This is a genomic window from Nonomuraea sp. NPDC003709, assembly GCF_040610775.1.
Lineage (GTDB): Bacteria > Actinomycetota > Actinomycetes > Streptosporangiales > Streptosporangiaceae > Nonomuraea > Nonomuraea angiospora_A.
Window position 1 is genome coordinate 486,843 of the sequence record NZ_JBEXMW010000005.1, and the last position, 14,235, is coordinate 501,077.

Annotated in this window: 13 protein-coding genes; 6 read left to right on the forward strand and 7 right to left on the reverse strand. The window is 73.1% G+C overall.

The genetic code is table 11. The features are described 5' to 3' along the window. Window positions 1-27 precede the first annotated feature (27 nt). From ABZX61_RS18525 to ABZX61_RS18535, 3 genes are read right to left on the reverse strand one after another with little or no spacing between them, the layout of a single operon-like run. On the reverse strand, window positions 28-789 hold the full coding sequence (locus tag ABZX61_RS18525) for an SDR family NAD(P)-dependent oxidoreductase (protein WP_350727847.1): 762 nt from the start codon (window positions 787-789) through the stop codon (window positions 28-30). A 46-nt stretch (window positions 790-835) separates the two neighbouring features. Continuing rightward, window positions 836-1,372 carry a GNAT family N-acetyltransferase gene (locus ABZX61_RS18530; RefSeq protein WP_355195914.1) on the reverse strand — a complete coding sequence of 179 codons (537 nt, stop codon included), beginning with the start codon at window positions 1,370-1,372 and terminating at the stop codon, window positions 836-838. 9 nt (window positions 1,373-1,381) lie between these two features. Continuing rightward, window positions 1,382-2,212, reverse strand: a complete 831-nt coding sequence (locus tag ABZX61_RS18535) for an SDR family NAD(P)-dependent oxidoreductase (RefSeq protein WP_355195916.1) — start codon at window positions 2,210-2,212, stop codon at window positions 1,382-1,384. A gap of 49 nt (window positions 2,213-2,261) precedes the next feature. On the opposite strand from ABZX61_RS18535, the gene ABZX61_RS18540 reads away from it, so the two are divergent. The 3 genes from ABZX61_RS18540 (at window position 2,262) to ABZX61_RS18550 (ending at window position 4,415) form a co-directional block, all read left to right on the forward strand. After that, on the forward strand, window positions 2,262-3,086 hold the full coding sequence (locus tag ABZX61_RS18540; protein WP_355195918.1) for a MurR/RpiR family transcriptional regulator: 825 nt from the start codon (window positions 2,262-2,264) through the stop codon (window positions 3,084-3,086). A gap of 10 nt (window positions 3,087-3,096) precedes the next feature. Further along, the gene (locus ABZX61_RS18545; protein ID WP_355195920.1) at window positions 3,097-3,936 is read left to right on the forward strand and encodes an aldo/keto reductase; all 840 of its coding nucleotides are present in this window, start codon (window positions 3,097-3,099) and stop codon (window positions 3,934-3,936) included. A 287-nt stretch (window positions 3,937-4,223) separates the two neighbouring features. Beyond that, complete coding sequence (locus ABZX61_RS18550) at window positions 4,224-4,415, forward strand: DUF1918 domain-containing protein (RefSeq protein ID WP_355195922.1); 192 nt, start codon at window positions 4,224-4,226, stop codon at window positions 4,413-4,415. Window positions 4,416-4,575: 160 nt separating this feature from the next. Here ABZX61_RS18550 and ABZX61_RS18555 read toward each other — a convergent pair whose 3' ends face one another. Continuing rightward, window positions 4,576-5,499, reverse strand: a complete 924-nt coding sequence (locus ABZX61_RS18555; protein WP_355195924.1) for a MerR family transcriptional regulator — start codon at window positions 5,497-5,499, stop codon at window positions 4,576-4,578. Between the two features lie 168 nt (window positions 5,500-5,667). Between ABZX61_RS18555 and ABZX61_RS18560 the strand changes: the two genes are divergently transcribed. Continuing rightward, window positions 5,668-9,672, forward strand: coding sequence for a hypothetical protein (locus ABZX61_RS18560; protein WP_355195926.1), 4,005 nt, complete (start codon window positions 5,668-5,670; stop codon window positions 9,670-9,672). Window positions 9,673-9,731: 59 nt separating this feature from the next. On the opposite strand, the gene ABZX61_RS18565 is transcribed toward ABZX61_RS18560, so the two are convergent. Beyond that, window positions 9,732-10,967: an alpha/beta hydrolase gene (locus ABZX61_RS18565; RefSeq protein WP_355195928.1), complete on the reverse strand. Its 1,236-nt coding sequence runs from the start codon at window positions 10,965-10,967 to the stop codon at window positions 9,732-9,734. Between the two features lie 125 nt (window positions 10,968-11,092). On the opposite strand from ABZX61_RS18565, the gene ABZX61_RS18570 reads away from it, so the two are divergent. Next, entirely contained in the window at window positions 11,093-12,073 is a 981-nt protein-coding gene (locus ABZX61_RS18570) for an acetylxylan esterase (RefSeq protein WP_355195930.1), read from the forward strand. A 43-nt stretch (window positions 12,074-12,116) separates the two neighbouring features. Here ABZX61_RS18570 and ABZX61_RS18575 read toward each other — a convergent pair whose 3' ends face one another. Further along, window positions 12,117-12,404: a Fe-S cluster assembly protein HesB gene (locus tag ABZX61_RS18575; protein WP_350727858.1), complete on the reverse strand. Its 288-nt coding sequence runs from the start codon at window positions 12,402-12,404 to the stop codon at window positions 12,117-12,119. 123 nt (window positions 12,405-12,527) lie between these two features. Between ABZX61_RS18575 and fxlM the strand changes: the two genes are divergently transcribed. After that, window positions 12,528-13,697, forward strand: coding sequence for a methyltransferase, FxLD system (gene fxlM / locus ABZX61_RS18580; RefSeq protein WP_355195932.1), 1,170 nt, complete (start codon window positions 12,528-12,530; stop codon window positions 13,695-13,697). A 24-nt stretch (window positions 13,698-13,721) separates the two neighbouring features. Here the strand turns inward: fxlM and ABZX61_RS18585 are convergent, their stop codons facing one another. After that, a complete protein-coding gene (locus tag ABZX61_RS18585; protein WP_355195934.1) occupies window positions 13,722-14,180 on the reverse strand; it encodes a pyridoxamine 5'-phosphate oxidase family protein in 459 nt (152 codons plus the stop codon). Between the last annotated feature and the right edge of the window lie 55 nt (window positions 14,181-14,235).

The following is a 14,235-nucleotide window of genomic DNA, read 5'->3' on the forward strand; positions in this document are numbered from 1 at the left end:
TCGCGGGACCCGGTCGCCGGCGCCTTTCTAGTTGGGCGGGTCGAAGCGGCCGTCCACGGCGGTCCAGCCGCCGTCCACGTACAGGACCGAGCCGGTCACGAAGCTGGCCGCGTCGCCGGCCAGGTAGACCACCGCGCCGGCCATCTCCCGCGCCGTCGCCCACCGGCCGAGCGCGCTCTTGTTCGCGTACGCGGCGTACCAGTCGGGGTTGTCCTTGATCTGCCTGGTCAGCGGCGTCTCCACCACGCCGGGCGCGATGGCGTTCACCCGCACCCCGTGCGGCCCGAACTCGGCCGCCGCCGTCCGCAGCAGCTGCACCAGGCCCGCCTTCGTGGCCGAGTAGACGCTCTGCCCCGGCTCGGTCACGGACGCGCGGATCGAGGCGAACCCGATGATCGACCCGCGCCCGCGCTCGACCATGCCCGCCCCGAAGGCCCGCACCACGTCGAACGAGGCCCGCAGGTTCAGCCCCACCACCCGGTCGAACTCCTCGCCGGAGTAGTCGAGCAGCCGCTTGCGGACGTTCGTGGCGGCCGTGAACACCAGCACGTCGGCGGGCTCCTCCCCGGCGGCCCTCTGCACCTCGGCGGCGTCCAGCACGTCGAGCAGCCGGGCGTCGCCGCCGCACGCGGCGGCGGTCTCCTCGGCCGAGGCCAGGTCGCGGTCGGCGCACACCACGGAAGCCCCGTGGGCGGCCAGCGCCAGCGCCGCCTCCCGGCCGATCCCGCTCCCCGCCCCGATCACCACGGCCCGCCGCCCATCCAGGCGGAACAGCGCGTCATATCCCATACGAGGCACCCTAGCGACTGGTCCGACCAGTGCACCAGGTTGGGGGTCAGCGCGTCTCCCATTCGGCGCGCGTCAGCTCGTACTCCACCTCGCCGTGCTCGGCTCCCGGCAGCGGGTCTTCCCACTCCGGGTGGAAGGTGCGGGTGAAGCGCAGCCCGCACTTCTCCATGACCCGCCGCGAGCGCACGTTCACGGCCATGGTCTGGGCGTAGACCCGGCGCGCGCCCAGCTCCCGGAACGCCTTGTCGATCAGCGCGAGCGAGCCCTCGGTCGCGTACCCCCTGCCCCAGGCCGACTTGTGCAGCCGGTAGCCCAGCTCCGGCTCGTCGTCCGGCGTGCCCTTGGGCGCGCGCAGGTGGAACCACCCGAGGAAGGCCCCGGACGGCTTCTCGATCGCCGCGAAGAAACCGGTTGCGATGAACGCGGGCAGCGTCTCCCCGACGATCACCTCGTGCGGCGTGGGCTTGCCGCCGTTGAGGAACTCCATGACCTCGGGGTCGTTGTGGAGGGTGAAGAGGTGGCCGGCGTCGGACTCGGTGAAGCGGCGCAGGATCAGCCGCCCGGTCTCCAGATAGATGTGCACCGGCAAACGCTAGTGAGCCGGTGGCCGCGCCTTCGACAGGTTTTCCGACAGCTCGCGCAGCCGGGCCCGCGCCCCGGCGTCGTACGCCTGCTCCAGCGCCTGCGAGGGCCGCAGGCCGTCGAAGAAGCGCCCGGACACCTCGTCCAGCTCGGGGTCGGTGACAAGCCGCGACGTGGCCTCCACGCCCTCCCGCAGCTCGCTGACCGGCGTGGCGACCATTTTGGTCGGCATGTACGTGGCCGGGTGCAGGGCGTTGGCGGTGACCCCGGTGCCCGCCAGCTCCTCGGCCAGGTCCACGGTGAACATCACCTGCGCGAGCTTGCTCTGGCAGTACGCGCGCACCCCGCTGTAGCCGGCGGCCTGCATGACGTCGCCGAAGTCGATCGGGGCCTGGCCGAGACTGCTGACGTTGACGATCCTGGACGGGGCCGACTCGCGCAGCACCGGCAGCAGGAGCCGGGTGAGCAGGTAGCCGGCCAGGTAGTTGACCGCGAAGCGCAGCTCGTGGCCGTCCGCGCTCTCCTGCCGCGCCCCGCCGCCCGGCACGGTCGTGCCGATCCCCGCGTTGTTCACCAGCGTGTCGAGGTCCTTGTGGTCGGCCGAGACGGCCTGCGCGAGCTCGCGTACCTCGTCGAGCGAGGCCAGGTCGGCGCGGTACCAGTGCAGCCGCGCGGCGGGGACGGCGGCCCGGATCTCCGCCAGCGTGTCGTGGCCGCGCCGGTCGTCGCGGCCGTGCACGAGGACGGTCGCGCCGCGTGCGGCCGGGTCGGCGGCCAGCGCCCGGCCGAGCCCGTCGGTCGCGCCGGTGACGAGGATCGTCCGCTGCTCCATGGGACGCATGCCCACCACGGTATCAAGACGGAATTTCGTTCTCTGCTACTCTGCCGCGATGGAACGCAATTCCCTCGCGGCCACCGTGCGGGCCAGGCTCTCCGGGCTGCACGACGCCGAGGCGCGGGTCGCGCAGGTGGTGCTCGACCAGGGCGCCGGGCTCGTCCACCTGAGCGTGAGCGACGTGGCGCGGCTGGCCGGCACGTCGGCGTCCACCGTCGTACGGGCGTGCCGGCGGCTCGGGTTCGGCGGCTACCAGGAGCTGAAGATCGCCTCCGCCCGCGAGACGCCGCGAGTGCCTGAGCCCCAGGACGACCGCGACCCGCTGGCCGCGACCGTACGGGCGGCGCAGGAGGCGCTCGGCGGGCTGGGCGCCACGCTGTCGCGCGACGACCTGAACGCCGCCGCCGAGGCGCTCAGCGGGGCCGCCCGGGTGCTGTTCGCCGCCACCGGCCTGTCGGGAGCGGTCGCCGTCGACGCCGCCTACCGGCTGCGGGCCCTCGGCCTGCCGGTGGACCTGCCGCCCGACCCGCTCACCGCGCACCTGGCCGCCGAGCTGCTGCCGGAGCGGTCGGTCTGCCTGGCGATCAGCCACAGCGGGGCCACCCGCTCCACCGTCGACACCGCCCGCCGCGCCCGCGCCGCCGGGGCGCGGGTCGTGGCGATCACCAGCTACGCCAGCTCGCCGCTGGCCGAGGAGAGCACCTGGGTGCTCGTCGGCGGCGGGCAGGACCTCGTCTTCGGGATGGAGGCGGTCGCCAGCCGCCTGGCCCACCTCACCATCGTCGACACGCTGTCCATGATCGTGCTCGCGCTGCGCGGCGGCGCGGCCGAGCGGGCGGTGTCGGCCTCCGCCGACGTCACGGCGGAACACAGCTACTGAGAGGGGCACAGTGACCAGTCAGACTTTCGACATCGCCGGTGAGCTGCGGGTCAACCGGCTCGGGTACGGCACCGGCATGCTCACCGGGCCCGGCTACTGGGGGCCGCGCCTCGACCCGGACGAGGCCGTCGCCATCCTGCGCCGCGCCGTGGAACGCGGGGTGACGCTCGTCGACACGGCCGACAACTACGGGCCCGACCTGGCCGAAGAGCTGGTGGCGCGGGCGCTGCACCCGTACCCGGACGATCTGGTGGTGGCGACCAAGGGCGGTGTCGTCCGTACGGGCCCCAACGTCTGGCACGTCTCCGGGCGGCCCGAGCGGCTGCGCGCCATGTGCGAGGCGAGCCTGCGCCGGCTCAAGACCGACGCCGTCGACCTCTACCAGCTCCACCGGATCGACCCGGACGTGCCGCTGGCCGACCAGCTCGGCACGCTCGCCGAGCTGCGGCAGGAAGGCAAGATCCGGCACATCGGCCTCGACACGGTCACCGTGGAGGAGCTGGAGCGGGCGCTGGAGATCACGGAGATCGCCTCGGTGCAGAACCGCTTCAACCTGCTGGACCGCGAGTCCGCGCCGGTGCTGCGGGCGTGCGAGGAGCGCGGGCTGGCGTTCCTGCCGTGGTTCCCCCTGGGCAACGGCTCGCTGGTCCGCGACGGCCTGCCGGAGGCGGCGCGGCGGCACGGGGCGAGCGCCGGTCAGGTGGCGCTGGCGTGGCTGCTGCACCACTCGCCCGTCATCCTGCCCACGCCCGGCACCGGGTCGCTCGCCCACCTGGAGGAGAACCTGGACGCGGCCGCCGTCGAGCTCACCCCCGACGACCTGGCCGCCCTGGACGCCTTCCTGCCCTAGCGGCGGCGACCAGCTCGTAGGGCGCCGGGTCGGGCTTGCGGGTCCCGAGGTCCGAGCTGATGAACCAGCGCCTCGCGGGTGCCGGCCGTGAGCTCGTGCTTCCCGGCAGCAGTGCTCGTCCCGCGCCGACGCTACTGCGGCGCGGGACGGCCGAGGCGTCGAGCGCGGGCTCGCAGATCTCTCTAAGACGCGGCATGAGAAAGGCATGCCCTTTGCGGGGCGGCCCTTCGGGTGCAATGTGGGAAGGAACCTCAAAGTTGCCCAAGACCAGCTGAGAGGAACTCATCATGCGCGCGAACGTCGGTGACCACCTGATCGTCCACGGCAACGTTGTCGGCCACGGAGACCGGATAGGCGAGATCATCGAGACCCGGGGCGAGAACGGCACGCCACCGTTCCTGGTGCGATTCAAGGACGGACACGAGCAACTCGTCGTCCCGGGACCTGACGCGGTGGTCGAGCCCGCCGAGGCCGTCTGACCGCCGCCCTCGAGTTGAGCCATGCCGGGCCACACCACACGAATGCGGCCCCGGCCGACCCGCAGCCGCACCACGACCCGCAAGCCCAGACGCTTGGCCACCGCCCATCTCAACCGAGCTCAGAGACCACGGCGAAACCGTACTGGACCCGCCGGGAACGTCAGTCCAGGCGGGCGCGCAGAGCCTCGGTGAACCAGCCGAGGGCGGGGCTCAGCGGCTCCGGCGAAGGCCAGCCGTTGATCACCGCCAGCAGTTCGAGGTAGTGGTCCCTGCGCGGGTCGTCCGCCTCCTCCAGCCGGCCCAGCAGCCGCCGCCGGAGGGCGGGGTCGTCCGGGAGGCCGAGGTCGCGGGCGTACGCGGCCACGACCGCCGCCACCGCGGAGTCCGCCTCGGGGGCCTCGGGGGCGAGACCTGCCGCGAGGGCCGGGCGGGCGTGGTCGCGGGCCAGTGCGGCGGGGTCGGGGCGCGGGGGCGCGTCGGCCTCGCCTCGTTCGGCCGCGTGCCGGGCGAGGATGCGCCGGACGGCGGCCCGGAAGTCCGGGTCCTGCGCGAGCTCGGCCAGCTCCACCCAGGCCTCCACCTGCTCGGGCGAGGGGTCGTCGGGCAGCTCGGGCGTCATCGAGCGCATGACCCCCGCGAACCCCGGAACGGTGTCCAGGCCGTCGAAGGCGGCCTCCAGGAAGTCGTCGACGAGGCGGCGGCGTTCGTCCTCGGAGAGTCTTGCCAGTTTGTGCATGAGATCCATTTCCTCGGGGCTGGAGCCGCGCCTGGCCACCGCCGTGAGCACCGCGCGCCGCAGCCGGAGTGTGCGGATCTGCACGGCCAGCGCTTCGGCGTGCGCTGCGGCGACCTCGGGGAGCGAGACCTCGCGTGCCACGACCCGCCGGATCGTGGGCAGGTCCACTCCCAGGTCGCGCAGCGTCCGTACGAGCTCCAGGCATGCGACGGCGTCGAGGTCGTAAAGGCGGTACCCGGTGGGGCTGCGGTCGGTAGGCGGCACGATCCCCCGATCGGAGTAGAACCGGATGGTCTTGACCGTCAGCCCGGTGCGCCGGGCCAGGTCGCCGATGGAGTAGAGCGCCATGTCTCCACCTTCCCGCCTCCCCTAGATGGAGACTCAACCGCTTGACAGCGATCCTGAAAATTGGGGTCCCATGTCCAGGTGGGTTTGACTACCTGTGAGGAGGTGTGGTCGCATCGTGACCTATGTTTCTGATGGGATGAATTAGACCGGTCCGGGGGAGAACGTTTCATGCCGCACGCCCTTCTGCGCGTGCTCGCTTCGACGTCCATCGCAAGCGCCACAGTCCTGGTGGCCCTGCCACCGAGTGCCCAGGCCCAGACGCTGGGCCACACCCAGGTGAGGGTCCAGCCCGTGCCCGCCGTGCAGGAGCCGCCGGCCGCCGCGGTCAGCGTTCCCACCCGGCCCTCGCTCGCCGTCAGGCCGGCGGGCACCGGGCGGGTGGGGCCCGACGAGCCCGAGGTGACCACGCCCGCCGGGCCGCGGCTCATCGACGAGGTCACCTCCGAGGCCGCCTCCGTCCAGGAGGAACAGGGCTTCGGCAGGCAGGCGCCCGACGTCCGGAGTGTGCTGCCCGACACGGCGGACGCCGAGCCGCTGACGCTGATCAAGCCGCTGGCGCCGATCCTCAAGGCCTTCGACGGGCTGGGTGGGCTGGGCAAGGTGGTGCCGGGGCTGACGTACCGGCTCTGCGTCCAGAGCGAGGCCGTGCCGGTCTCCTGCTCCATCTCGCAGCCGGTCGCCACACCGGCCGTCGCCGACGTCACCGGCGACGGCAGGCCCGACCTGGCCGCCGACCTCGTGCCCACGGCCAACCCCCTGGAGGGGGCGGCCGGTCTGGGGTTCGCGGTCAAGCGGCTGTCGCAGGGGCAGGTCAAGGCGCTGGTCTGGGCCGAGTACGACGGCAAGGTGTCGGTCGGGTTCGACGGCCTGCGGCACGGCGCGTCGCTGTCGGCCTTCGACTGGGGGACGTTCGGCGTCGACCTGACGGGCAAGCAGGTCAAGGCCAGCGTGAAGCGTACCGATCCCGGGAAGTCCGCGGCCCTGGTCGCGGGGCTGACCGGCCGCAGCGTGGTGAGCCTGCGCCAGACGCCCGCCACCGAGAAGCTCAGCGTGACCGCCGCGCTCGACTCGCCCTCCCTCGACGTTCACGCCTCCGCGCCCGCCAAGCTGGAGGCGCTGGCGGTGAACGGCCGCCAGTTCACCCAGGCCGTGCTCGACCGCATGCCCGCCCGCGCCGCGGTGCGGCTGTCGGACGGCGAGGTCCGCTTCACCAGCCCGTCCTCGATCGCCCGCGCCCGGCTGCACAGCTTCACCTACCGTGACGGCAAGCTGGCCAGGGTGCTGAGCGCCCAGGTCAGGAAGGTGCCGCCGACCCTGACCGCCAAGTACGCGGCCGCGGACGGCAAGCAGACCCTGACCGTCGAGTCCGCCAAGGGCCGGGCCGGGGCGGCCTCTCTGCTCTTCTTCGACCGGGCCGCGGACAAGACCGTGCTGAGGACCGAGCTGAGCGACCTGCCGGCCAAGGTGCGCCTGGTCAACGACCTGGCCGAGCACCGCGTCACGCACACGACCAGCTCACCCATCGGCCGGTTCGCCGTGGTGCTCCAGCGCAACGAGGGCGCCATCTCCAGCCCGCGCGGCGGCCACGTCACCATGATCAAGAAGGGTGACGCGGTGGGGGTGTCGGGGCTGCTGTCGGGGTTGTCCGGGTTCGACGTCACGTACGGGGCCGTGCCGCACGCCCACCTGGAGGTGGGCTCCAGCGGGCGCTCGTTCGTGGGCGCGGCCAGCATCGACGGCACCCACGTGGCCCGCCTGGAGATCTCCAACACGCCCTCCACCGTGGACGTCACCCTCGACCCCGCGAGCCGGAAGGCCGAATACCAGGCCAGCGGCGTGATCCGCAGCATCCGCGCCGCCTATGCGAATCTCGAGACGGGCCCCACCGTCGACGGCACCGTCCTGGGCGTGCGCGACGACGTCAAGGCCTCGTGGGAGCTGGGCGAGCGCTCGACCGTCAAGGTCGCCACGTCCGCCAAGATTGACCAGATCAAGATTTATGCCAATAAAGCGCACGTGACCTCGCCGTCCGGGGAGGACCTGGAGGCGACCGTCGAGGGCGTGCGCAAGAGCGTCGAGCTGGTCGCCGACACGGGCGCCCGGACCCTCACCTGGACCGCGGACGCGCCGGTGGCCAAGGTCTCGGCCCTGGCCAGGGTCAAGCTCGGCGACCGGTACGCCAGGGCCGCCGCCGAGGTGAGCGGCGTGCCGGCCCGCTTCGACGCCTCGTGGGACCCGGCGTCGTACCGCTTCCGCGGCCTGTCCGGGCCGGTCGGGTCGGCGGAGGTGGCGTTCACCAACCACGACGGGGCCAAGGCTCCCACCGGGCCGCACCTGTCGGCGCACTACAGCCAGGCGACCGGCGACCTGGACGCCAGCGTGCTGGTGAAGGGGCTCAAGCAGGTCGGGTTCTCTCCGGCCGCGCAGGGGTTCAGCGCGGACTTCCGCTCGGCCCGGCAGAGGCTGGCCGTGGACGCCGACGTCACGCAGGGTGACGCCCGCTTCGGCCTGATCGGCACGCTCGGGCCCGTGCCCGGCCGCCTGTCGGTCACCTCCGACGGGGGCAAGCTCACCTACGCCGGCTCGCGCCTGGACGTGCGCGCCCGCGCCTGGCTCGGCAAGGCCGGGGCGCTCGACCGCATGCGGGCCGCGCCCGCCGTGCCCGGCGGCGTGTCCCTGGTGGACGGCGGCTGCGCGGCCGGATCCGCGGGCTGCTCCCAGGGGCCGTTCTGCACGCCGGATCGCGGCTGCTTCGGCCTGCAGGGATACCTGGACGTGAGCGGGCTGCCGGACCAGGTGACCGTGGACATGACGGGTAAGACGTTCGCGTTCTCGGGGTTCAGCCCGCGGCGCAAGAGCCTCGGCGTCTATCTCGCCAGCAGCGTCCTGTCACCCGTGCCCGTCAAGGCCAGGGCCACCCTGACCGGGCTGCCCTCCCAGATCACCAGCATGTCGCTGGGGCCGTTCGGCGTGGCGCAGGGCAACGCCGTGCAGGCCGCGTACCGCATCGAGCCCGCCGCCACGCTCGGCGCGCTCGACGTGCAGGCCGAGGCCGGTGACCTGCGCGGGCACGTGTCGATCGACCCCGTGCCGGCCTCGGTGTCCGTCCAGGGCACGTACGGCGCCCAGACCCGCATCCGCGTCAACAACTCCGCGGCCGTCAAGCGCCTGGACGCCAAGGTCACCCTGGCCGGGAAGGGCACCGGCGAGCTGCGCTTCGCGGACGTGCCGGCCTCGTTCGGGGTGGACGCCGACGCCTCGGCCGCCGGGCTGAGCGTGCCGGCGCTCACCTACAAGTCGAACGTCAGCACCCTCGACGGCTACCTCGGCGTGGAGGGCGGCCTCGTGGACCCGCAGGGCAGGCTCGGGGACGTGTCGTTCGCGGTCAAGGACCTGGCCGCCGACACCACGATCCGCATGAACCCCGACCAGTCGCTCGACCTCGTCTCCCGTCCCGTCCCCACGGGCCGCCTGTCGCTGCACGCGGGGCTGCGGATGGACGCGGTCGCGCCGCAGCAGATCTCCGTGAGCAAGGAGGTCCCGTACACGACGGGCTTCCTCACCTACAACGTCGGCGGGAAGTTCGGGCTGCAGGCGAGCGCGGTCAAGGACCTGTCGCTGGACGCCCAGCGCGTGTCGTGGCTGCGCATCCGGCCCGGCAAGGTCCCGTTCGGGCTGAAGGCGCCCCCGGCCCTCGGGTACGTCGCGCCCGGCTTCGAGGGCGACTACGGTCAGCTCAAGCTGGCCGCCAAGGGGGTGGACCTGCGGCCCGAGGTCTCCCTGGACGTGCGGCTGAGCAGGGAGGTCGGCAGCGACGTCTTCCGCGACTCGGTGCGGCTGGCCCCCACCGACTCGCTCGCGCTGCGCCGCTACGACCAGCGGATGCGGCGGATCGGCGCCAAGCAGGAGATCAAGGCGGCGGGGATCAGCCTGGCGTGCGTGACGGTGGACGCCAAGCCCGGCTTCGCGGCCGGGAACGGGTCCAGCTCCATCACGCTGCGTGGCGCCGACGGGCCCCAGATGGTGTCGCTGCTGGATCCGGGGGGCCAGGTGCCGGACTACGCGGTGGACCTGCTGACCCACTTCATGAGCCCGTTCCCCGGGGCGGAGTGGAAGGTCGCGGGCACCAAGGCGGGCGGCTGCGACCCCGAGCGCCGCCCGGCCTCCCGCTGACCCGGCCCTGCTGAACACGTTCCTGCTCACCCGGCTGGCCGCCGCGCCCGGTGCGGCGGTCAGCTCGGGCCGCGGTAGCCGGGCGGCGGGTGCTCGCCCTCGTACGCCTCCACCGGGCGCCCGGACAGGAACGCCCGCAGGACCCCGAGGTACGGCTCGCTCGCATAGGCGTCCGTGGAGGCCTGGTCGTCGAGGTAGGCGAGCGTGGCCGACGGCAGCGCCCGCCGGTAGGCCATGGCCGACGTCCAGCCCTCCTCGTCACACCGGCTCTTGACGATCAGCACGGGGGCCTTCGCCTCGGACAGGCTCAACGGGAGCGAGGAAGGCGCCGTCCGCCCGGTCAGGCCGACATACCCCCCGGATCCGGTCGTGGCGGCGGCCGGGCACGGGTGCGGCTCCCCCCGACGGACGAGGCCGAGGTAGGCGTCCAGCTCGCGGTCACCCGCGAAGGCGTGCGCGGCGTGCGGGTCCACTTGCAGCAGCGTGGAGACGGCGAGCAGGCGCGGATCCGGCGAGCCGCCCGGCCCGAACATCGCCGCCAGCTCGACCTCGCCGTCCGGTTTCCGCTCAGGCGGCAGCCCGGTGGGGGAGGCCAGGACGGCCTTCGCCACCCGGTCGGGGTGCGCGGCCAGGTAGGCGGTGGCGAGCTGCGCGCCGTAGTCGTGGGCGATGAGGTTCAGCCGGTCCGCGCCCACGGTCTGCCTGATGGCCTCCAGGTCCTCCACGTCGCGCGTCAGGCCGTACTCGCGCGGGTCCCGCAGCCGGGCCGAGCGCCCGGCCCCGAGCTGGTCGTAGACGTACACCTGGTAGCCGTCCGCCGTCAGCTTCCTGAAGAAGGCCGAGGAGGCCGCCAGGTCGGCCACGCCGGGCCCGCCGTGCAGGAACACCACGGGGTCGGGGCGCGTGACCCGCTTCGGCGCGAGCCGTACGTACGCCAGCTCCGAGCCCGTCGGCAGCCGCCACTCGCGCTGCCCGGCCACCGGCGCCGGGGGAGCGGAGGGCTGCGGCGGGCGCAGCGTGGCGACACCGACCGGCCACACGACGGCCGCCTCCACCCCGAGGATCACCAACGCCCGCAACCAGCGCCCCCACACGGCCCTCGGCCTGGGCACGCACAGCAGCAGCCCCAGGAAGAACACCGACGCGAAGACCGCCAGCCCCGTCACCGTGAACGTGGTCGCCTCCGCGCCCACCATCGCCATCCCGGCCAAAGTGGCCAGCCCGAGGACCGGCGACAGGGCCAGCACCCCGGCGCCCGCCACCGCCCGTCCGGCCAGTCTGGCGAAAGAAGCCACAAGGGGACGTTAGTGCACGCCACGGGTTTCGGTCAGGTGGATGGGATTCCGGACGCGGAGTGGGATAGCGCTTACCGGCGGGATGAGGTGAAATATCAGCGTCCCTCTACGAGGCTGGAGATTCCGTGCCACTGTTCGACCTGCCGCTTGAGCAACTCCGCAGCTACCTCCCCGAACGCGACGAGCCCGCGGACTTCGACGCGTTCTGGTCACGCACTCTGGCCGAGGCCAGGGAGTTCGACCTGAGCGCCGAGTACGTCCCGTACGACCTGCCCCTCGCCACCGTCGACGTGTTCGACGTGTCCTTCGCGGGCTGGGGCGGGCACCGGATCAACGGGTGGTTCCTGGTGCCGCGCGGCGTCGAGGGCCCGGTGCCGTGCGTGATGCACTACATCGGCTACAGCGGCGGTCGCGGGTTCGCCAAGGACCACCTGTTCTGGCCGTCGGCCGGGTACGCGGTGTTCGTGATGGAGACGCGCGGCCACGGCGGCGCGAACGCCGGCAGCCCCGGCGCGACCGGGGACCCGCACGGCAGCGCCTCGCCGCAGGCGCCGGGCATGATGACCCGGGGCATCCTCGACCCGGACGACTACTACTACCGGCGCGTCTTCACCGACGCCGTCAGGGCCGTGGACGCGGCCCTCGAGCACCCGGCGGTGGACGCGAGCCGGGTCGTCGTCTCGGGCGGCAGCCAGGGCGGCGGCATCGCGCAGGCCACGGCCGCGCTGCATCCGGCGGTCAAGGCGGCGCTGATCGACGTGCCGTTCCTGACCCACTTCCGGCGGGCGGTCGAGATCACCGGGAAGGACCCGTACCAGGAGCTGGTGCGTTTCCTCTCCACCCGCAGGGACACCGCCGACCAGGTCTTCCGCACGTTGTCGTACTTCGACGGGCTCAACTTCGCCGCCCGCGGCCAGGTGCCCGCGCTCTACTCGGTGGCGCTGATGGACGACGTCTGCCCGCCGTCGACCGTGTTCGCCGGATACAACCACTGGCAGGGCCCGAAGGAGATCTCCGTGTGGCCCTGGAACGGCCACGAGGGCGGCGGCGGCTTCCAGACGGAGGAGCAGCTGCGCTACCTCCACAAGCTCCTCAGCGACGGCTGACGGGCGCGCCCGCCGTGCCGGTGCGGCACGGCGGGCGCCCATGTCACGCCATCTGATCCTTGACCAGGAACGACACGCTTCCCTGGTCGTCGGCTCCGGCGTCGAGTGACTTGTCCTCCAATACGGTGGCGGCCACGGGGTCGAGGTAGACGCGCGCCCCCTCGGCCTCGACGACCTCGTCCGCCGGCTCCGGAGCGGTGGCCAGCGTAAGGGTGAGCGAACTCGCGCCCTCTCCCTGAGACGAGATGCGGATCCCGCTCTGGGCAGGTTCGGGCGCAGTCGAGGTCAGATCGCGGATCGCCTGGGCTGCGTTGGCTGTCAGGGTGAGCACTACGGCTCCTCCTCACGGTCGACGTTCAGGAGTTGCCTGCCCTTCCCCCAACTTTCCAGCTCAACCCTTCTTGGCTGTTTCTTTACTCAGATTTCCTGGAGCTCCCTGTGGAGAATGGGGGCCATGGACTTCGCGGAGCAGAGGCAGGCCATGGTGGCGCACCTGCGGAAACGCCAGGACATCAGCGATCCCGTGGCCGCCGCGCTGCTGGCGGTGCCGCGCCACCTCTTCGTGCCCGGCGTCGACCCCGGGGACGCCTACCGTGACGAGCCCATCGTCACCAAACGTGACGACGCGGGCCGGCCGATCAGCTCGTCCTCGCAGCCCGCGATCATGGCCACGATGCTCGACCAGCTCGGCGTGGAGCCGGGGCACCGGGTGCTGGAGATCGGCGCGGGCACCGGCTACAACGCGGCGCTGCTGGCCCGCCTCGCCGGGCCCGCCGGGCACGTGGTGAGCGTCGACATCGACGAGGACATCGTCGCGCGGGCCGGACGGCACCTGTCCGCCGCCGGGGCGGAGCGGGTGGAGGTGGTGTGCGCGGACGGCGTCCAGGGGTTCGCGGAGCGGGCCCCGTACGACCGCGTGATCGCCACGGTCGGCGTGTGGGATCTGGCCCCGGCGTGGCTGGAGCAGCTGGGCGCGGGCGGGCGGCTGGTGGCGCCGCTCGACCTGCGGGGCGTGCAGGTGTCGGTGGCCCTCGAACGCGCCGGCGACCACTGGGCCAGCCGGTCGGTGGCGCCGTGCGGGTTCATGCGGATGCGCGGGGCGTTCGCCGGACCCGAGGCGATCGTGGTGCTGCGGCAGGACCCCGAGCTCATGCTGGGCCTGCCCGAGTGGCGCGAGATCGGCGACGTGCTGGCCGCGCTCGACGGCGAGCCGGACGAGGTCGCCGTCGACGGGGGCGAGGAGGTGGCGTACGGGCCGGGTGTCACGCTGTGGCTGGCCCTGCGCGACTCCCGGTGCTGCGTCCTGACCGGCAGGCTGGGGCAGGGGTACGGCATGAGCATCGGCCTCGTCGACGGTGACGCCATCGCGCTGCTCGGAGGGCGGGGCGCGCACGTGGCCCGCGGCCGGGGACCCACCGGCCCCGGTCTGGCGGCCCAGGGCCACGGGCCGGGCGGCGCCGCGCTGGCGGCCGACCTGGCCGGGCACGTGCGGGCGTGGAACGAGGCGGGCCGCCCGGAGACGGGCGACCTGCGCATCCACGCCTATCCCGGGCGCGCCGGCGACGAAGGGAAGGGGGCGGTCATCCCGAAGCGCCACACAACCCTGGTGGTCACCTTCAACTGACCGTCCACCCGCCGTCGCGGGTCTTCAGGCGACCGTCCACCCGCCGTCGCGGATGAGGTCGCGGCCGCGCAGCTCGTTCGCCTCGCGCCAGGCCTGCAGGCGCACCGGCGTGATGCGGAAGTAGTGGTAGGACTCGGGCTCCTTGCGCGGGTCGAAGCCCGTCTTCGCCGCGAACGCGTCGCCGACCTCGGCCGGGATCTCGGCTTCGGGGATGGCCTCGGCCGTGCCCTCGACGAGGACGACGTCGCGCACCAGCCCCACGCCCACGCGCAGCCGCCCGGAGGCCAGCAGGTTGCGGGCGGTCCGGCTGGCGCTGGTGGTGGAGATCAGCAGGGTCGCGCCGTCCCACAGGAACGACAACGGCACCAGGTACGGCACCCCGCCCTCGTCCGCCGTGGCCACCCAGGCGTCCACGTCGTTCTCGAGCCGGTCGAGGGTGTCCCGCTTGCGCTGGTGGGGCGTGCGGGGATCTGGCTGGGTCATCCGGGCTCCGGTCACATCGGCGTCATGGTCGTGGTCATTATCGTTCGCGCCCGGC